We start from the raw sequence: 18383 nt of genomic DNA on the forward strand, positions 1-18383 counted from the left end.
CTTGATGTTGGGGCGGAAACTACATTTCGTCGTAGTCCAGAACCACCTTGTCGCTGATCGGGTAGCACTGGCAGGAAAGCACGTAACCGGCTTCCACCTCGTAGTCTTCCAGAGCAAAGTTCTGGTCCATCTCCACTTCGCCTTCCACCACCTTGGCGCGGCATGTCGAGCAGACACCGGCCTTGCACGAGTAAGGCAGATCAGCGCCTTCCTCATTCCCGGCATCCAGGATGCTCTTGGTGTCGCGTACCAGTGGGAAGGTCAGGGAGCGGCCATCGGCAATAACGGTTACTTCGCTGACAGACTGCGGATCCACGTGGGCAGGATCGCGGTCTTTCCGGGCCTGAGGCACGCCACCGGCCGGGGTGAAGAGTTCAAAATGGATTTTGCTTTTTTCCATGCCATGATTCAGCAGCGAGTCCCGCACGGTCTCGGTCATCAGTTGAGGGCCACAGATAAACACAGCAGTGAGCTCTTTGGCATTGATCCAGTGGTCGAACAGCTTGTCGCACTTCTCGTGGTCGATACGACCGTTGTAAAGGTCTATGTCCTGTTCTTCACGGGTGAAGATGTACACCAGGTTAAGGCGGGACATGTACTCGTTTTTCAGGTCCTGCAGCTCGTCACGGAACATGGTGCTGCTGGTGGCCTTGTTGCCGTAGAACAGGGTGACCTCGCTCTTGGGCTCGGTTTCCAGGGTGGTCTTCACGATCGAGAGGATCGGAGTAATACCACTGCCGGCGGCTACCGCCAGGTAGTTGCCTTCACGCTCGGGGTCCAGATCAACCGAGAAATGGCCCTGCGGCGGCATGACTTCCAGAGTCTGGCCGGGCTTGAGTTGCTCGTTGGCAAAGGTGGAGAAGCGACCGCCCGGAACCTGTTTGACGGCGATGCGAAGCTCCTGGTCGTTGACACTGCGGCAGATCGAGTAGGAGCGGCGAACTTCCTCGCCATCCAGCTTGGTGCGCACGATCAGGTGCTGGCCCTGCTGGTAGTGAAACTTGTCTGCCAGATCTTCCGGCACGTCAAAAGCAAGTGATACGGCGTTTCTTGTTTCAGGTCTGACCTCTTTGAGGGTCAGTGAGTAAAATTTGTTCATGATCGTATCGGCTCTAGATGCATTTGAAATAGTCGAAGGGCTCGAGGCATTCCTTGCAACGATAAAGGGCTTTGCAGGCGGTGGATCCGAACTCGCTGACCCGTTCGGTGTCTTTGCTGCCGCAATGAGGGCAGGCAATGACCTCCGGTTCTCCGAGCAGGCTCATTTTGCTGGAGCTGCCCTCGGGTGGCGCGATACCGAACGCCCGAAGCTTTTCTTTGCCTTCGTCTGTGATCCAGTCGGTGGTCCAGGCAGGGGTCAGAACCTGTTTGATTTTCGGATCGCGGAAGCCAGCGGCGCGCAGCGCCTCGGCGATCAGCTCCTCAATCAGTTCGGTTGCCGGGCACCCGGAGTAGGTCGGGGTCACGTCAATGGACAGTTCTTTACCGTCCCAGTGAACCGCCCGGACAATGCCGAGCTCCACGACACTGACTGCCGGCACTTCAGGGTCTTTGACCTCTTCAAGAAGTGCCCAGATGTCGTCCTCTGTCAGCAGATCCGGGCGGGCGTTGGCCGGCACCCGATCACTGGCAATCAGAATGTCGACAGCTGACCGGCTGTCTGAATCACCATGTTGTGGCATCGGGATAGGCCCTCTGCAGGAACTGCATTTCTGCCAGGATGAAACCGAGGTGTTCGGTGTGCTCGCCGTGCTTGCCACCCATGTACATCCAGGCGTCTTCCGCGCCAGGAGTCAGGGTTGCCTGGGTGAGCACCTCGTTGACCATGCCGCGCCAGTCTTTGGCCAGCTGGTCAGTATCCGGGCCAATGCCCGCCTCGGCCATCACACGATCGGTGTCGTCCGGCGTAATAAGCTCGCCGGTAAAACGCCAGAGGATGTCGACGGCGTCCTGCATGCGGCGGTGGCTTTCTTCAGTGCCATCACCAAAACGCTTCACCCACTCCGAGGAGCGGCGCAGGTGGTAGGTCACCTCTTTCAGCGCCTTGGCAGCGATGCCGGCAATGCGCTCGTCGCTGGATTCGGTCAGGCTCTTGAGCGTGAAGTAGTGGTACACGTCGAAGAAGAACTGACGACCCATTGTGACGGCGTAGTCCTCGTTGGGCTGCTCGGTCATCAGCAGGTTGCGATACTCGTGAGCGTCCCGGCGGAAGGCCAGCTTGTCAGCATCGCGGCCATCGTCGATCAGCTCGGCTGCATACTCGTACCAGTTGCGGGCTTGGCCGACGAGGTCGAGGGCAACGTTCATCAGTGCCATCTCTTCCTCAAGCGCCGGGGCCTTGCCACACAGCTCGCAAAGGCGCTGGCCGAGGATCATGTCGGAATCTGCCAGGCGCAGCAGGTATTCCTTTAATGCTTCTGTTTGTGTCATGGGTACCGCTCCTTACATGTGTCCGACTTCATCGGGCAGCTTGTAGAAGGAAGCGTGCCGGTAAACCTTGTCTTCCGACGGATCGAAAAGTACTTCCTTCTCGTCGGACGCGGACGCCGTGATCGCGTCGGAGGGAACCACCCAGATGCTTACGCCTTCGTTACGGCGTGTATAAAGATCACGGGCGTTTTCCATGGCCATCTCGGCGTCTGCGGCATGCACGCTGCCCACGTGTTTGTGGTTCAGGCCGTGCTTGGACCGTACAAAGACTTCGTAAAGGCGCCATTCAGACATGTTGTATTCCTCCGGTATCAGGCGGCTTGTGCGCGCTGTTTTTGTTTTTCGGCGTAGGCGACGGCCGCTTCACGGACCCAGGCACCTTCGTCAATAGCGTTCTTGCGAGTTTTGATGCGCTCGCGGTTGCAGGGACCGTTGCCCTTGAGGACGTCGTAGAATTCCTGCCAGTTGATTTCGCCGAAATCGTAATGGCCGGTTTCTTCGTTCCACTTCAGGTCCGGATCCGGTGCAGTGCAGCCAAGGAATTCGAGCTGCGGCACGGTCTGGTCAATAAACATCTGGCGCAGTTCGTCGTTGCTCTTGCGCTTGATCTTCCAGGCCATGGACTGCTGGGAGTTCGGGGACTCGTCGTCATGCGGTCCGAACATCATCAGTGCCGGCCACCACAGACGGTTAATGGCGTCCTGCACCATGGCTTTCTGTTCCTCGGTGCCTTCGCGCATCATGTCCAGCAGGATCTGGTAACCCTGACGCTGGTGGAAGCTTTCTTCCTTGCAGATGCGGATCATGGCGCGGGAATAGGGACCATAGGAGGTACGCTGCAGCACCACCTGGTTAACAATGGCGGCGCCGTCTACCAGCCAGCCAACAGCACCCATGTCCGCCCAGTTCAGGGTCGGGTAGTTGAAGATGCTGGAATACTTGGCTTTTCCCTGGTGCAGCTTTTCGATCTCTTCGTCACGGTCAGCACCCAGGGTTTCCATGGCGCTATACAGGTACAGGCCGTGGCCCGCTTCGTCCTGAATCTTGGCCATCAGCTGGAGCTTACGCTTGAGCGTAGGCGCGCGGGTAACCCAGTTGCCTTCCGGCAGCATGCCGACCACTTCAGAGTGGGCGTGCTGGGAAATCTGGCGAATCAGGGTCTTCCGGTAGCCTTCCGGCATCCAGTTTTTGGGTTCGATTTTGGTTTCGGCGTCGACCTTTTCCTGAAAGTCGCGCTCTTCGGGCGACATCTCTTCTTTGGTCTTAAGGCGCTTGGCGCCGGTTTCAACGAGCTGGGCGTACATAAACAAATACCTCCGGATCGGGCTTGTTGTTCTGTTGTCCGTGAACAGAGAACCCTCAATAACAACTGAGGGTCAATGACTCCATATTATATGATACTGAATAAATATCAAGAACAGTCTTTGTGTGTCATGTTATATCTAAAAGCTTCCTTATGAGATCTTATAGTGCTGATTTGCATAATAAAAAAAGTGATACGTGAGCAAATGCTATTGAGATCAGCAAACGGAAAGCAATTTTAAATCGGTGATTGCGGGGCCTGGTGGTGGGAAAAGCAGCGAGAGTCAGCGGCATCCGCTGCGTGCTGACTCTCTGCTGGTCGGTCGGATTTACTGGTTACGGCGATCAAATACGCGCTTGGCCTTGCCTTCCGAGCGTGCCAGACGGTTGGTTTCCACCACCTCGACACGGGTGCTGATGCCGATGTAGGACTTGATGTGGTGCGCCAGTTCCTTGGCCGCCGCAGCACGACTCTCGGGGGTGTCGGTTACGCCGGGTTTCAGTTCGGTCCGGATATCCACGCAGTCCAGGTTGCCTTCCTTGTAAACCTCGATCTCGTAGTGCGGTGCCAGAGCCTCGCACTTGAGCACCTGCTCCTCGATCTGGCTCGGGAACACGTTGACGCCGCGAATGATCAGCATGTCGTCGCTGCGGCCGGTAATTTTGTCAATCCGGCGCATCGGGCGCGCTGTACCCGGAAGCAGGCGGGTGAGGTCTCGGGTGCGGTAACGCAGAATCGGCAGGGCCACCTTGGTCAATGACGTGAAGACCAGCTCACCGTATTCACCATCAGGCAGCACTTCACCGGTTTCCGGGTTGATGATTTCCGGATAGAAGTGATCCTCCCAGATGGTCGGGCCGTCTTTGGTTTCAATACATTCCATGCCCACGCCCGGCCCCATGACTTCCGACAGACCATAGATATCAAGAGCCTCGATGCCGAGGCGCTCCTCGATCTCGGATCGCATGGCGTTGGTCCACGGTTCTGCGCCGAAAATGCCGAGCCGCAGGGGCAGTTTATGGGGATCAATGCCCTGACGCTCCATTTCATCGGCAATGTTCAGCATGTAGGACGGCGTCACCATGATGATGTCCGGTTCGAAATCCTTGATCAGCTGAACCTGCTTCTCGGTCTGGCCGCCGGACATCGGAATAACCGTGCAGCCAAGGCGTTCGGCACCGTAGTGGGCGCCCAGACCGCCGGTGAACAGGCCATAGCCATAGGCTACATGAACCTTGTCGCCACGGGAGCCGCCGCCGGCCCGGATGGACCGTGCCACAATGTCGGCCCAGGTGTTGATATCACTCTGGGTGTAACCGACGACGGTTGGCTTGCCGGTGGTACCACTGGAGGCGTGCACCCGCACCACGTCGGACATGGGGGTGGCAAACATGCCGAACGGGTAGTTGTCCCGCAGATCCGCCTTGGTGGTGAATGGCACCTTGGCCAGGTCTTCCAGCGAGTTGATGTCCATGGGCTTCAGACCCTGGTCATCAAACGCTTTGCGGTAGAACGGCACGTTGGTGTAGGCATGGACAACGCTCCAGCGCAGGCGCTGCAGCTGTTCGTGGCGCAGCTCATCAATGCTGGCGGTTTCCATGCGGTCAAGTTTGCCAAGTTTTTGCAGTGGTAAGGTCATGGTTCTGTCCTGCGTTGTTCTTGTCGAATAAGGGTCTTTGTTCTTGTTGGCGGGTGGCTTCAGGCCACCGCATCGATCCGTTCAATGATCAGTGCGATGCCCTGGCCAACGCCGATGCACATGGTGCAGAGGGCATACCGGGCTTTCTGGCCCGCGGCGTGGCGACGCTCCAGTTCATTCAGGGCAGTGGTTACCAGCCGGGCACCGCTCATGCCCAGGGGGTGGCCGAGGGCAATGGCGCCACCGTTCGGATTTACGTGCTCGGCATCATCCGGCAGGCCGAGATCACGGGTAACCGCCAGGGCCTGCGCAGCAAATGCCTCGTTCAGCTCGATAACATCTATATCTGCCAGCTCCAGACCGGCGGTGGCCAGAACCTTTCGGGTGGCCGGTGCCGGGCCAAAGCCCATGATCCGTGGCTCTACGCCAGCCGTTGCCATGGCAACTACCCGGGCGCGGGGTTTGAGGTTGTACTGTTTGAGGGCATCGGCTCCCGCCAGAAGCAGTGCGCAGGCACCGTCGTTCACGCCGGACGCATTGCCCGCAGTCACCGTGCCGTTTTCACGGAACGGGGTTGGCAGAGAGGCGAGTTTTTCCAGGCTGGTTTCCCGGGGATGCTCGTCGGTGTCCACCACCAGCGGGTCCTGCTTGCGGCGGGGAATCGTGACCGGTGTGATCTCAGCGGCCAGGCGGCCTTCTTTCTGGGCAGCCGCGGTCCGCTGCTGACTGCGCAGGGCGAACGCGTCCTGGTCTTCCCGGGAAATGCCGAAGTCGGCCGCAACGTTTTCCGCCGTCTCGGGCATGGAATCAATGCCGTACTGCTTTTTCAGTACCGGGTTTACAAAGCGCCAGCCGATGGTGGTGTCAAAAATCTCCGCCTTGCGACTGAATGCAGAGTCGGCCTTGCCCATAACGAAGGGAGCACGGGACATGGATTCGACGCCGCCGGCAATCATCAGCTGTGTTTCGCCGGTACGGATGGCCCGGGCGGCGCTGCCGACTGCATCCATACCGGAACCGCACAGACGGTTGATGGTGCTGCCCGGTACGTCCACCGGAAGGCCAGCCAGTAGCAGGGACATGCGGGCAACGTCGCGATTGTCTTCACCGGCCTGGTTGGCGCAGCCATAAAGAACGTCGTCAATTTTCGACCAGTCCAGATCCGGATGGCGCTCTGCCAGGGCCTTGATAGGAATGGCGCCCAGGTCATCTGCCCGCACGGCGGAGAGAGCACCGCCGTATCGACCGATAGGGGTGCGGATGGCATCGACGATGTAGGCGTCTTTCAGGATGTTGTCGCCGCTCATGCAGTTTCCTCCGAATTGCGTACGGTGCCACGAACCTCATAGGAGCGGCCCCGGAACAGGGCAACCTTGCGGCCGTCCTGATTGGTTAGTGTGATGTCGTAAACGCCGGTGCGGCCGCCGCGGGCCTGTTCTTCGGCGGTGGCGGTCAGCAGGTCGCCCTCTTTGGCGCCGTACATGTAATCAATGCTGCAACCGGAGGCCACGGTGGCGCGGTCGTAGCTGTTACAGGCAAACGCAAACGCCGAATCGGCCAGGGTGAACAGGTAACCGCCGTGGCAGGAGCCGTGGCCCTGGATCATGTCGCAGGTGACCGTCATGGTGAGCACTGCCTTGCCCGGGGCAACGGACTCGATGTTCATGCCCAGTTTCTGGCTGGCGCGGTCCCGCGCGAACATGGCCTTGGCGCATTCTTCGGCGAGTACTTGCGGATCCATCTCGCTCATGAATAAAACCCCTTCTGTGCAAATGCGTTCTTCCGGAGCAGCAGGGCAGGGCGATAGCGGTCCTCTGCGTAGCTGGTCTGGATGTTGGTGAGCACCTTGAACACGTGGCCCGCGCCCAGGCGGTCGCTCCAGCTCAGGGGGCCGTCGGGATAGTTCAGGCCCGCTTTCATTGCCAGATCGATATCCGCGACCGTTGCAACACCGTGAAGAGCCGCATCGGCCGCTTCATTCGCCAGCATGGCGACGGTACGCATGATGACCAGCCCCGGCCGGTCCGCGATCAGGCTGACTTCGATACCCGCTTTTTGCAGTAAAGCACAGGCACAGGAAACCGCTGCGTCGGACGCCTGATCGGCAGGCGCCAGGGCAAGCCGGCTTGCTTTGCTGTAGTCAAAGGCAAGGTCAAACAGCACCAGATTGGCGAGGCCCTCACAGGCGGCACGCTCGGTAGCCATCCGGCCGTCGGTAAGTGCCAGTACCGCATCGCCGAAGCGAATCTGGCCCGGGCCGTCGCGCTCGATAATGGTCAGGCCGGCTGCCTTCAGTCGCTCCAGCAACGGTGCGGCTACGCCGGGATTGCCTTCGGCAATGACCACGGACTCATCGGATTGATGTGCCGGCTCGGTCTTTGGCTGCGGCTTTTCCGCACTCTCGCCATAGGGATAGAACCCCTGGCCGCTCTTGCGTCCCAGGCGACCGGCTTCCACCAGTTCTTTCTGGATCAGCGACGGTAGAAAGCGGGGGTCCTGATAATAGGAATTAAAGACAGAGCTGGTAACCGCATAATTGACGTCGTGTCCGATCAGGTCGGTCAGCTCGAATGCGCCCATGCGGAACTGGCCAGCTTCGCGGATAATCGCATCCAGGGTGGCGGCATCGGTGGCCTGCTCCTGAAGGAGGCGAAGGCTCTCCGCGTAAAACGGACGGGCCACGCGGTTCACGATGAAGCCCGGAGTCGACGTTGCATACACCGGCTTCTTGCCCCAGGCGGTGGCCGTGGCATGGACGGTATCGGCAACGGTCTTGCTGGTCGCCAGCCCCATGACCACTTCGACCAGCGCCATCAGCGGTGCCGGGTTGAAGAAGTGCATGCCCACCAGACGCTCCGGTTTGCTCATGTCAGCACCGAGGGCGGTAACAGAGATGGAGGAGGTGTTGGTGGCGAGGATCGTATCGGCGGTACACAGGTCTTCAAGGCTCGCCAGCAGCTGACGTTTGATCTGGAGGTCTTCGATGATGGCCTCGATCACCAGCCCGGCGTCTGCGACGTCATCAAGCTTTGCAACCGGGTGAATCCGGCCGATCACATCGTCCAGCTCCTGCTGCTGCATCTTGCCTTTGTCGACACGACGCTGAAGCTGCTTCGCGATACCGTCACGGCCCGCCTCGGCGGCACCCTCTCTCTGGTCGTGCAGGTAAACCTGGTGGCCTGCCTGGGCGGCCACCTGGGCAATGCCGGAGCCCATGGCGCCGGCGCCGACGACGGCAACTTTGGTTTGAGTATCCAGTGCCGGCATGGCTTATTTCCCCTTGAAGTTCGGCGTGCGTTTTTCCATGAAGGCGGCAACGCCCTCACGGTAGTCTTCGGTCTGTCCCGCCATGCGCTGCAGATCGCGCTCCAGATTGATCTGCTCTTCAAAGGTGTTGCTGGCGCTGGCGTGCAGTGCCCGCTTGATCAGTGCAAGGCCCTTGGTCGGTTGGGTCGCGAAATGGCGGGCAAGTTTCATGGTCTCTTCCATGAGTTGCTCGTTATCAACGCAACGCCAGATCATGCCCCAGTTCTCGGCCTGCTCGGCGCTGATCTTGTCGCCCAGAAGTGCCATGCCTTTGGCTCTGGCCATGCCCGCTACCCGGGGCAGAGTCCAGGTGCCGCCGGAATCAGGTACCAGCCCCAGTTTGCAGAAGGCCTGAACGAAATTGGCTGAGCGGGCCGCGAGGGTAATGTCGCAGGCCAGGGCAATGTTGGCGCCGGCGCCAGCGGCCACCCCGTTAACCGCGCAGAGCACGGGCATCGGCAGATCCCGGAGGCTCCGCATCAGCGGGTTGTAATAGTTCTCCAGAGAGGCGCCCAGGTCCGGCATTTCCTGATCTGGCGAGACGCTGCGGTCGGAAAGATCCTGCCCCGCACAAAAACCCCGGCCGGAGCCGGTGATGACCAGTACACGGACAGACTCATCCTTGCGCACGGTGCTGATGGCATCGCGCATACGCTCATGCATTTCAACGTTGAAACTGTTCAGGTTGTCCGGACGGTTCAGGGTAAGCAGAGCCACGCCCTGATCGATTTCAAGAAGAATGCTCGGCTGAGTCATGGCGGTATGTCCTGTTGTTTGTTGTAGGGGGGATAGCGCGAAAGGTGTGTTAAATCGGCACACTGCTATCGAATGTGGAAAATGAGTATATCTTAGAATTGATACTCGTCAAGGATTGTTCTGGCTTGGTTCTGTATCACTTTGGTCGGAGGTAATCGCCTGCTTTGTCTATATTGCTGAATATCCGGTAAAAATTCATCAGCGCTCTCAGGTTTGAGCCATTGCAGGGGTGGATTCTCGTCTCAAAACAGGCGCTAAGGTATGAAAAATCTCCCGGAAAAGGATAATGTGATACAGAAAATGAATCACAATGACTTTTCGGGTCCCACGTTCAGCCTGTCGTTTGGCGGAGCGCTGCCAGGCCCGTCCGCGAAGGAGACCGTTATGCCCAGCTACAGTATAGAAGGCGTTGTTCCTGTTGTTCATCCGTCCGCCTATGTGCATCCAACCGCCGTTCTCATTGGGGATGTCTGGATCGGACCGGATTGCTACGTGGGGCCTGCGGCTTCGCTGCGTGCAGATTTCGGGCGGATCATTCTGAAACAGGGGTCGAATGTTCAGGACACGTGTGTCATGCATGCCTTTCCCGGGATGGATACGGTTGTCGAGAAAAACGGACACGTCGGCCATGGCGCAATCCTGCACGGCTGCGTTGTCGGAGAAGATGCCATGGTGGGCATGAATGCGGTGGTGATGGATGAGGCGCACATTGCGCCCCGCTCCATTGTTGGCGCATGCGCGTTCGTTAAAGCGAAGTTTACCTGTGAGCCGGGATCGCTGATCGTTGGCTCACCGGCCAAGGTTATGCGCATGCTGAGCGACAAGGAAATCGCCTGGAAGAGAAAGGGTACAGAAGAGTACCAGCGACTCACGCTTCGTTCTCTGGCAAGCCTCGAGGAGGTCCAGCCACTGTCAGAAGCCGAGACGGATCGGCCCCGTTTGGACGCCAGCGGTTACAAGCCCAAATACGAGCAGTCCGAATAGATGGTTTGGCGCCGGCTAAGGGGAGGTTGCTCTCAGAGCCCGGCGTCCTTGACGTTCTCCATAACCACAAACGTGCTGGTTTGCAGCACGTGGGGCAGAGCCGAGATTTCCTCCCCAAGAACCTGCCGGTATTCCTGCATGTTGCGGGTTCGGACTTTTAACAGGTAGTCGAAGTTGCCGGCAATCATGTGGCACTGCTCCACCGCCGAGACGCTCTGAACCGCTTTGTTAAAGGCGGTCAGGGCGCCGCTGCTGGTGTCGTTCAGGGTGACCTGGGCGAAAGCAATGTGGCTGAGACCAAGTTTGGTCTGGTTAACCAGGGCCGTATAACCGGTGATATAACCGTGCTCCTCAAGCCGGCGCATCCGCACTTGGCACGGAGTTTTGGAAAGGCCCACCCGGGACGCAAGCTCGGTTACCGTGATTCGGGAGTTCTTCTGTAGCTCGCGAATAATGGATTGGTCTATTCGATCCAATTCGGCCATGTTGTCTGTTCCAGGTTAAATTAACGGCTAAATCATATGGCAAATATAATCGAAACTCCTCTAATCCGAAACTATATGGTCTAAGTGACTTTCCGGCCTTGCGTATACTGGTAGGTTCATCAGCCCAGTAAGAACGTTTACCAAGTCCGGAGAGTTTCGATGACCGATTCCCGCGCATTACAAAAACAAACCCTGCTGGAACAGCTTGCCGATGTCCTCCAGAACCAGGCGTCCGATAACGACGACTCCCTTGAACTCCGGGAGATCGTGGCCCGGATGGTGGAGGAGTCCCGATCCTGGGATGACGACCTCCACGGCGAGCTGGTCCGGAGTTTCGGCGACTCGATTGGCGGGCGCTATGCCCAGGTGTTCAGTGGCGGGTTCCCTTCGGCCTACCGGGCGAGGTTTCCGGTGTCAGAGGCACTTGCCGATATTGAGCAGATCCAGTCCATTGCCGTCAGCACCGATGTGCCCATGCGGTTCTACCAACCCAGAGATCCTTCCGAAACCGGATTCCACTTCAAGCTCTACAGCGAAGGCCAGCCGGTTATCCTGTCAGATGTGATTCCGATTCTGGAGAACCTGGGTATGCGGGTTCTGGGCGAGCACCCATACCGGGTTCGTCGACGGGATGGCGAAAATTTCGGCGTCAGTGATTTTACCGTCGAACTCCACGACCTGTGCCTGCAGGCCGACCTGCGTACTGCAAGGCCGCTGATCCAGTCGGCGTTCCGGGAGATCTGGAATGGCTTTGCAGAAAACGACGATTTCAACCAGCTGATCATGCTCTGCGGCCTGAGCTGGCGGGAAGTGGCGCTGATCCGAGCCTATGCCCGTTACGTGAAACAACTGCGATTCGGGTTCAGCCAGCCGTTCATTGCAGAAACCCTGGCCCGGCATCCGGATATCACGTCGCGGCTTGTGGCGTTCTTTTTCAATCGGTTCGAGCCCGGGGTAAAAGGACGTAAGTCCAGGACAGAAAAGCTTGAGGCAGAGCTGCGGGATTCGCTGGAAGCGGTGGCGAGCCTCGATGACGACCGCATTCTGCGGCGTTTCTTCATGCTCATTCGGGCAACGCTGAGAACCAACTATTTCCAGGTCCGGGAGGATGGCGGGTTTCCGTCCTATCTGTCGCTCAAGCTGGATCCGTCGTCGATTCCTGACATACCGCGCCCAAGGCCAAAGTTCGAGATTTTTGTGTATTCGCCCCGAATCGAAGGCGTGCATCTGCGTGCCGGGCCAGTCGCGCGGGGTGGCCTTCGCTGGTCCGACCGGATTGAGGATTACCGTACGGAGATCCTTGGCCTGGTGAAGGCCCAGCAGGTCAAGAACTCGGTGATCGTGCCTGCAGGCGCGAAGGGTGGCTTCGTGGTGAAGCAGCCGCCCAGGGATGGCTCTCGGGAGGCCGTTCGCGAAGAAGGGGTTGCCTGCTATCAGACCTTCATAAGGGGGCTGCTGGATATCACTGATAACCTTGAAGACGGCCAGGTAGTCCCTCCTGCCAATGTCGTTCGCTATGACAGTGATGACACCTATCTGGTGGTCGCCGCCGACAAGGGCACAGCCACGTTTTCCGATATCGCCAACGCACTGGCGGCAGAGTACAACTTCTGGCTGGGCGATGCCTTTGCCTCCGGGGGCAGTGAGGGCTACGACCACAAGAAAATGGGTATCACCGCCCGGGGCGCCTGGGAGTCGGTGAAACGGCACTTCCTGGAAAAAGGCACCGATACCCAGAGCGATGAGTTCACCGTGGTCGGTATTGGCGATATGGGTGGCGATGTATTCGGCAACGGCATGCTGCTCTCGGACCGGATTCGCCTGGTCGGCGCGTTCAACCACCAGCACATTTTTGTCGACCCGAATCCGGATGCCGCAGCATCGTTTCGTGAGCGACAGCGACTGTTCAGCCTGCCCGGCTCTTCCTGGGCCGATTACGACACCGGCTTGATCAGCGACGGGGGTGGTGTTTTCTCCCGGTCCATGAAGTCTATTCCTGTGTCGTCGCAGATGCGCAAGGTGTTGGGCATCAAGGCACGCAGCCTGTCGCCTGCGGATCTGATCAGCGCTTTGTTGAAAGCGCCGGTAGACATGCTCTGGAACGGTGGTATCGGGACCTATGTGAAGGCGCCTTCAGAGTCCCATGAGGATGTGGGCGACAAAACCAACGATGCGCTTCGAATCGACAGTAACGAACTGCGATGCAAGGCATTGGGAGAAGGCGGGAACCTGGGTGTTACCCAGAAGGCCCGCATCGACTTCGCCCGTCGTGGCGGCTCCGTGAACAGTGATTTTATCGATAACGCCGGTGGCGTCGACTGCTCGGACCATGAGGTGAACATCAAGATTCTGCTGAATGACCTGGTGCACCGACAGCTGATGTCGCTTCCGGAGCGAAACCGGATGCTCAGGGCCATGACGTCTGAGGTGGCCGAACTGGTGCTGCGCAACAATTACCGACAGGCGATGGCGCTGAGTCTTGCCCAGAACCCCGCAGTTGCCACCGCAGACCAGTACGAACGGCTGATGCGCAGGCTGGAGACAGAAGGCAAACTGGACCGCAGTCTCGAATTTCTTCCGTCGGATGAAGAATTGCAGGCTCGCCGTGAGCACGGCGGCGGCCTGACACGCCCTGAACTGGCGGTACTGGTTTCCTACGCAAAAATTGAACTCAAGCAGGCCCTGGTCGCATCACCGATCGTCCATGACCCGCGATTCAATTCTGCGCTGCACTCGGCTTTCCCGGCCTCTCTGCTGGCCGCCTTCCCGGAAGCGGTGGGGGCCCATCCCCTGCGTGCAGAAATCTCGGCCACCCAGATTGCCAACGACATGGTAAATCGCATGGGGATCACCTGGTTTGACCGGATACGCAGCGCTACCGGGGCTGATGCTGGACGGATTGCCTCGGCCTACCTGATCTCCCTGCGAATACATGACGTAGACGCCCATTGGGAGAGTATGGAATCACTGGATGGAAAAATTGACGCCGGCGTTCAGGCAGACCTGTTCGCCGATGCCATCCGGTTAGTGACCCGAAGCACCAGCTGGCTCTTGCAGAACCGCCGGCAGGCGCTGGACCCGGTTTCCTGTATCGACCATTACCGGGCTCCCATGGCGGATGTGCTGGCTTCAAAAAGCCGACTTGAATCGGTGATTCCTGCAAGTCGCTGGTATGAACGCTATGCTGAATACTGTGAGCGGATGGTTCCGGAAGATCTTTCCGCCTGGTGCGCTTCCGCGGAAAGCCGTTACTGGCTGATGGACATGGTCGAGATCGCCCGTCAGCTGGACGAAAAGCTGGAGTCGGTGGCCTGGGTGTATTTCACGCTCGGTGAAAGCCTGAACCTGACCTGGTTGGACCGGCAAATGCGGGCCTTCCGGGCAAATGGCCACTGGCAAGTGTTGGCGACCATTCATTTCAGGGACGAGCTGGATCATCAGTTACGGAATCTCACGCTCAGCGTGTTTTCCGAGCCCGTTGATGGCGATGGAACGCCGGAGAAGCGGATTGAGGCGTGGCGGGGGAACAAGCGGATGTTACTCGCCCGCTGGGAGCGGATGCTGAACGACATGCAGGCCGCCAATGATGTGGATTGTGCCGTTTTCTCAGTCGCTCATGGAGTGCTCAGAGAGCTGGCATTGAAAGCCGCATAGCAGGACTACGACAGGCAAGGTGACTGAAAATCACGTTTTTTGGAGAAAATTATTAATTTTTTGTGATGTATTAAAGACGTAATGGCACGCTTGCCTTGAATTTATAGCGAAATAGTCTTTGTCGATCTCGGTAGAATGCCGGAGAGACAAACAACTAAGAGGGTACAACTATGAGACCGCAGCAATCACAGACGCCCGAGCTTGTCGATAGCCGGCAGGCGATTCGTGATTATTATCTCGCTGACGAGCACAAGGTTATCCACGAGATGATTGCTGGTGCCCAGTTGTCCCAGGCCGAGCGCGACGCCATTTCCGCTCGTGCGGCTGAACTGGTGCGCAGCGTTCGCAAGAATGCCAAGTCCACCATCATGGAAAAATTCCTGGCGGAGTATGGCCTGACGACCAAGGAAGGCGTTGCCCTGATGTGTCTGGCCGAGGCGCTGTTGCGCGTGCCTGACAACACCACCATCCACGAGCTGATCGAAGACAAGATCACCTCCGGTGCCTGGGGCACCCACGTGGGCAAGGCGTCCTCTGGGCTGATCAACACCGCCACCGTTGCCCTGCTGATGACCAGCAACCTGCTCAAGGATTCCGAGCGCAACACCGTGGGTGAAACCCTGCGCAAGCTGCTCAAGCGCTTCGGCGAGCCGGTTATCCGTACTGTGGCCGGTCAGGCGATGAAAGAGATGGGGCGACAGTTCGTTCTGGGTCGCGATATCGATGAAGCCCAGGATGAGGCCAAGGAATACATGGCCAAGGGTTACACCTATTCCTACGACATGCTGGGCGAAGCTGCCCGCACCGATGATGACGCCAAGCGTTATTACGACTCCTACTCCAACGCCATCGACAGCATTGCCAAGGCGAGCAAGGGCGATGTCCGCAAGAACCCCGGCATCTCGGTCAAGCTCTCCGCCCTGCTGGCCCGTTACGAGTACGGCAACAAAGAGCGGGTCATGAACGAGTTGCTGCCCCGGGCCCGCGAACTGGTCAAAAAGGCCGCGGCTGCGAATATGGGCTTCAATATCGATGCCGAGGAGCAGGATCGTCTGGATCTGTCTCTGGATGTGATTGAGGAGCTGGTGGCGGATCCCGAGCTTGCAGGCTGGGATGGCTTTGGCGTGGTTGTTCAGGCGTATGGCAAGCGCTCCTCTTTCGTACTCGACTGGCTCTACGGGCTGGCGGAGAAGTACGACCGCAAGTTCATGGTGCGTCTGGTGAAAGGCGCCTATTGGGATGCTGAAATCAAGCGTGCCCAGGTTATGGGTCTGAACGGGTTCCCCGTGTTTACCCGCAAGGCCTGCAGTGACGTCTCTTTCCTGTCCTGCGCCACCAAGCTGTTGAACATGACGAACCGGATTTACCCACAGTTCGCCACCCACAACGCGCATTCGGTATCTGCCATTCTCGAAATGGCCAAGACCAAGGGTGTGGACAACTACGAATTCCAGCGCCTCCACGGCATGGGCGAATCCCTGCACAATGAGGTTCTGAAGGTCAGTGGTGTGCCCTGTCGCATTTATGCGCCGGTTGGCCCGCACAAGGATCTTCTGGCGTACCTGGTGCGTCGTTTGTTGGAGAACGGTGCCAACAGCTCCTTCGTGAACCAGATTGTGGACAAGCGCATCACACCGGAAGAGATTGCCAAGGATCCGATTGTCAGCGTTGAGGAGATGGGCAATAACATTTCCAGCAAGGCGATCGTGCACCCGTTCAAGCTGTTTGGCGATCAGCGTCGCAACTCCAAAGGCTGGGATATTACCGATCCGGTCACGGTTAACGAGATCGAGAAAGGTCGCGGAGCCTACAAAGACTATCGCTGGAAAGGTGGTCCGCTGATTGCGGGTGAGGTGGCCGGTACCGAAATCCAGGTGGTACGTAACCCGGCCGATCCGGATGATCTGGTTGGCCACGTCACCCAGGCCTCCGATGCTGATGTAGACACCGCGATTACCTCAGCGGCGGCCGCGTTCGAGAGCTGGTCCGCCAAATCGGCTGAAGAGCGTGCTGCCTGCGTTCGCAAGGTGGGCGACCTGTACGAGGAGAACTACGCCGAGTTGTTCGCGCTCACTACCCGTGAAGCGGGCAAATCCCTGCTGGATGCGGTTGCTGAGATCCGTGAAGCGGTCGATTTCTCACAGTACTACGCCAACGAGGCCATCCGCTATAAAGACAGCGGCGATGCCCGCGGCGTGATGTGTTGTATTTCGCCCTGGAACTTCCCGCTGGCGATCTTCACCGGGCAGATTCTGGCCAACCTCGCGGCAGGTAACACCGTGGTGGCGAAGCCGGCTGAGCAGACATCCTTGCTGGCTATTCGCGCCGTGGAACTGATGCATCAGGCGGGTATCCCGAAGGATGCCATCCAGTTGGTGCCGGGTACCGGCGCAACCGTGGGTGCAGCCCTGACCTCCGATTCGCGGGTGAGCGGCGTGTGCTTTACCGGTTCTACCGCTACTGCCCAGCGCATTAACAAGGTCATGACCGAGAACATGGCGCCGGACGCGCCGCTGGTGGCAGAGACCGGTGGTCTGAACGCGATGATCGTGGACTCCACGGCATTGCCGGAGCAGGTCGTCCGTGACGTGCTGGCGTCTTCGTTCCAGAGTGCCGGTCAGCGGTGTTCCGCCCTGCGTATGCTCTATGTGCAGAGAGACATTGCCGATGGCCTTCTGGAAATGCTCTACGGTGCAATGGAAGAGCTCGGCATCGGCGATCCCTGGCTGCTGTCCACGGATGTGGGCCCGGTGATCGACGAGAACGCCCGCAAGAAGATCGTGGACCACTGCGAGAAGTTCGAGCGCAACGGCAAGTTGCTGAAGAAAATGACAGTCCCCGAGAAAGGCCTGTTCGTTTCGCCGGCAGTTCTCAGCGTCAGTGGTATTGAGGAGCTGGAAGAAGAAATCTTCGGGCCAGTCCTGCACGTGGCCACGTTCGAGGCGAAGAACATCGACAAGGTGGTGGACGACATCAACGCCAAGGGCTACGGCCTGACGTTTGGCATCCACAGCCGTGTTGATCGCCGCGTCGAGCGTATTACCAGCCGGATCAAGGTGGGTAACACCTATGTGAACCGCAACCAGATCGGTGCCATCGTGGGCTCCCAGCCATTCGGTGGTGAAGGCCTGTCTGGCACCGGTCCAAAGGCCGGTGGTCCGCAGTACGTCCGTCGTTTCCTGAAAGGTGAAACGGTCGAGCGCGAGGCGGATTCGAACGCCAGGAAGGTGGATGCCAAGCAGTTGCAGAAGCTCATCGGGCAGCTGGACAAACTGAAGACGTCCAGGCCTGAAGCTCGTATGGACGCAATCCGGCCCATCTTTGGCAATGTTCCGGAGCCACTGGACGCTCACGTGGAAGCGCTACCCGGGCCAACGGGTGAGACCAACCGCCTGTCCAACCATGCCCGTGGCGTGGTGCTGTGTCTGGGACCGGACAAGGAAACCGCTCTGGAGCAGGCGGGTACCGCGTTGTCACAGGGCAACAAGGTGGTGGTGATTGCACCGGGCACCCAGGATGTGGTCGATCAAGCGAATAAGGCCGGGCTGCCGATTGTTGGCGCCGAGGGTCTGTTGGAGCCGGAAGCACTGGCAACCATCGATGGCTTCGAGGCGGTAGTCAGCTGTGGCGATCAGCCCCTGCTGAAAGCCTATCGCGAGGCACTGGCCAAGCGTGATGGTGCGTTGCTACCGCTGATCACTGAGCACACGCTGGATCAGCGATTTGTGATCGAACGCCACCTATGTGTCGACACAACGGCCGCGGGCGGTAACGCCAGTCTGATTGCCGCCTCCGAATAATCGGCGGTAATCGGTACCATGCGCGC

General features: G+C 58.6%; 14 protein-coding genes. 3 read left to right on the plus strand and 11 right to left on the minus strand.

Annotated elements, in window-relative coordinates:
- Positions 1 to 19: 19 nt before the first annotated feature.
- The 10 genes from paaE to paaG form a co-directional block, all read right to left on the minus strand.
- Positions 20 to 1099, minus strand: coding sequence for a 1,2-phenylacetyl-CoA epoxidase subunit PaaE (gene paaE, locus BM035_RS19250; RefSeq protein ID WP_092033842.1), 1080 nt, complete (start codon positions 1097 to 1099; stop codon positions 20 to 22).
- A 13-nt stretch (positions 1100 to 1112) separates the two neighbouring features.
- Positions 1113 to 1682: a 1,2-phenylacetyl-CoA epoxidase subunit PaaD gene (paaD, locus tag BM035_RS19255; RefSeq protein ID WP_008173796.1), complete on the minus strand. Its 570-nt coding sequence runs from the start codon at positions 1680 to 1682 to the stop codon at positions 1113 to 1115.
- The gene (gene paaC, locus BM035_RS19260; RefSeq protein ID WP_008173798.1) at positions 1666 to 2430 is read right to left on the minus strand and encodes a 1,2-phenylacetyl-CoA epoxidase subunit PaaC; all 765 of its coding nucleotides are present in this window, start codon (positions 2428 to 2430) and stop codon (positions 1666 to 1668) included. Before paaC ends, paaD begins: the two co-directional genes overlap by 17 nt.
- Positions 2431 to 2442: 12 nt before the next feature.
- Entirely contained in the window at positions 2443 to 2724 is a 282-nt protein-coding gene (paaB, locus tag BM035_RS19265; protein ID WP_014577967.1) for a 1,2-phenylacetyl-CoA epoxidase subunit PaaB, read from the minus strand.
- Positions 2725 to 2741: 17 nt separating this feature from the next.
- Positions 2742 to 3734 carry a 1,2-phenylacetyl-CoA epoxidase subunit PaaA gene (paaA, locus tag BM035_RS19270; RefSeq protein ID WP_008173802.1) on the minus strand — a complete coding sequence of 331 codons (993 nt, stop codon included), beginning with the start codon at positions 3732 to 3734 and terminating at the stop codon, positions 2742 to 2744.
- A gap of 327 nt (positions 3735 to 4061) precedes the next feature.
- Positions 4062 to 5372 carry a phenylacetate--CoA ligase PaaK gene (gene paaK, locus BM035_RS19275; protein ID WP_014577966.1) on the minus strand — a complete coding sequence of 437 codons (1311 nt, stop codon included), beginning with the start codon at positions 5370 to 5372 and terminating at the stop codon, positions 4062 to 4064.
- A gap of 59 nt (positions 5373 to 5431) precedes the next feature.
- A complete protein-coding gene (gene pcaF / locus BM035_RS19280) occupies positions 5432 to 6679 on the minus strand; it encodes a 3-oxoadipyl-CoA thiolase (protein ID WP_175497424.1) in 1248 nt (415 codons plus the stop codon).
- On the minus strand, positions 6676 to 7122 hold the full coding sequence (paaI, locus tag BM035_RS19285; RefSeq protein ID WP_008173807.1) for a hydroxyphenylacetyl-CoA thioesterase PaaI: 447 nt from the start codon (positions 7120 to 7122) through the stop codon (positions 6676 to 6678). Before paaI ends, pcaF begins: the two co-directional genes overlap by 4 nt.
- Complete coding sequence (paaH, locus tag BM035_RS19290) at positions 7119 to 8639, minus strand: 3-hydroxyacyl-CoA dehydrogenase PaaH (RefSeq protein WP_092033845.1); 1521 nt, start codon at positions 8637 to 8639, stop codon at positions 7119 to 7121. The genes paaI and paaH overlap by 4 nt, the downstream gene beginning before the upstream one ends.
- 3 nt (positions 8640 to 8642) lie before the next feature.
- A complete protein-coding gene (gene paaG, locus BM035_RS19295; RefSeq protein WP_008173811.1) occupies positions 8643 to 9434 on the minus strand; it encodes a 2-(1,2-epoxy-1,2-dihydrophenyl)acetyl-CoA isomerase PaaG in 792 nt (263 codons plus the stop codon).
- 384 nt (positions 9435 to 9818) lie between these two features.
- Between paaG and paaY the strand changes: the two genes are divergently transcribed.
- On the plus strand, positions 9819 to 10418 hold the full coding sequence (gene paaY / locus BM035_RS19300) for a phenylacetic acid degradation protein PaaY (protein WP_092033866.1): 600 nt from the start codon (positions 9819 to 9821) through the stop codon (positions 10416 to 10418).
- A 32-nt stretch (positions 10419 to 10450) separates the two neighbouring features.
- Here the strand turns inward: paaY and BM035_RS19305 are convergent, their stop codons facing one another.
- Positions 10451 to 10903: an Lrp/AsnC ligand binding domain-containing protein gene (locus tag BM035_RS19305; protein ID WP_008173814.1), complete on the minus strand. Its 453-nt coding sequence runs from the start codon at positions 10901 to 10903 to the stop codon at positions 10451 to 10453.
- A 159-nt stretch (positions 10904 to 11062) separates the two neighbouring features.
- Here BM035_RS19305 and BM035_RS19310 point away from each other — a divergent pair, with 159 nt between their 5' ends.
- Together BM035_RS19310 and putA are read left to right on the plus strand one after the other, a co-directional pair.
- Entirely contained in the window at positions 11063 to 14557 is a 3495-nt protein-coding gene (locus tag BM035_RS19310; RefSeq protein WP_092033848.1) for an NAD-glutamate dehydrogenase, read from the plus strand.
- 170 nt (positions 14558 to 14727) lie between these two features.
- Positions 14728 to 18357, plus strand: coding sequence for a bifunctional proline dehydrogenase/L-glutamate gamma-semialdehyde dehydrogenase PutA (putA, locus tag BM035_RS19315; protein WP_092033851.1), 3630 nt, complete (start codon positions 14728 to 14730; stop codon positions 18355 to 18357).
- The last annotated feature ends 26 nt before the right edge of the window (positions 18358 to 18383 follow it).

It is taken from the genome of Marinobacter sp. DSM 26671, assembly GCF_900112835.1.
Taxonomy (GTDB): domain Bacteria; phylum Pseudomonadota; class Gammaproteobacteria; order Pseudomonadales; family Oleiphilaceae; genus Marinobacter; species Marinobacter flavimaris.

Bases quoted from the DNA above. Each gene is read 5' to 3' on its own strand.
- paaD (WP_008173796.1), bottom strand. From the start codon at position 1,682: ATGCCACAACATGGTGATTCAGACAGCCGGTCAGCTGTCGACATTCTG.
- paaI (WP_008173807.1), bottom strand. From the start codon at position 7,122: ATGAGCGAGATGGATCCGCAAGTACTCGCCGAAGAATGCGCCAAGGCC.
- paaB (WP_014577967.1), bottom strand. From the start codon at position 2,724: ATGTCTGAATGGCGCCTTTACGAAGTCTTTGTACGGTCCAAGCACGGC.
- paaH (WP_092033845.1), bottom strand. From the start codon at position 8,639: ATGCCGGCACTGGATACTCAAACCAAAGTTGCCGTCGTCGGCGCCGGC.
- paaA (WP_008173802.1), bottom strand. From the start codon at position 3,734: ATGTACGCCCAGCTCGTTGAAACCGGCGCCAAGCGCCTTAAGACCAAA.
- pcaF (WP_175497424.1), bottom strand. From the start codon at position 6,679: ATGAGCGGCGACAACATCCTGAAAGACGCCTACATCGTCGATGCCATC.
- paaK (WP_014577966.1), bottom strand. From the start codon at position 5,372: ATGACCTTACCACTGCAAAAACTTGGCAAACTTGACCGCATGGAAACC.
- paaC (WP_008173798.1), bottom strand. From the start codon at position 2,430: ATGACACAAACAGAAGCATTAAAGGAATACCTGCTGCGCCTGGCAGAT.
- BM035_RS19305 (WP_008173814.1), bottom strand. From the start codon at position 10,903: ATGGCCGAATTGGATCGAATAGACCAATCCATTATTCGCGAGCTACAG.
- putA (WP_092033851.1), top strand. From the start codon at position 14,728: ATGAGACCGCAGCAATCACAGACGCCCGAGCTTGTCGATAGCCGGCAG.
- paaG (WP_008173811.1), bottom strand. From the start codon at position 9,434: ATGACTCAGCCGAGCATTCTTCTTGAAATCGATCAGGGCGTGGCTCTG.
- BM035_RS19310 (WP_092033848.1), top strand. From the start codon at position 11,063: ATGACCGATTCCCGCGCATTACAAAAACAAACCCTGCTGGAACAGCTT.
- paaY (WP_092033866.1), top strand. From the start codon at position 9,819: ATGCCCAGCTACAGTATAGAAGGCGTTGTTCCTGTTGTTCATCCGTCC.
- paaE (WP_092033842.1), bottom strand. From the start codon at position 1,099: ATGAACAAATTTTACTCACTGACCCTCAAAGAGGTCAGACCTGAAACA.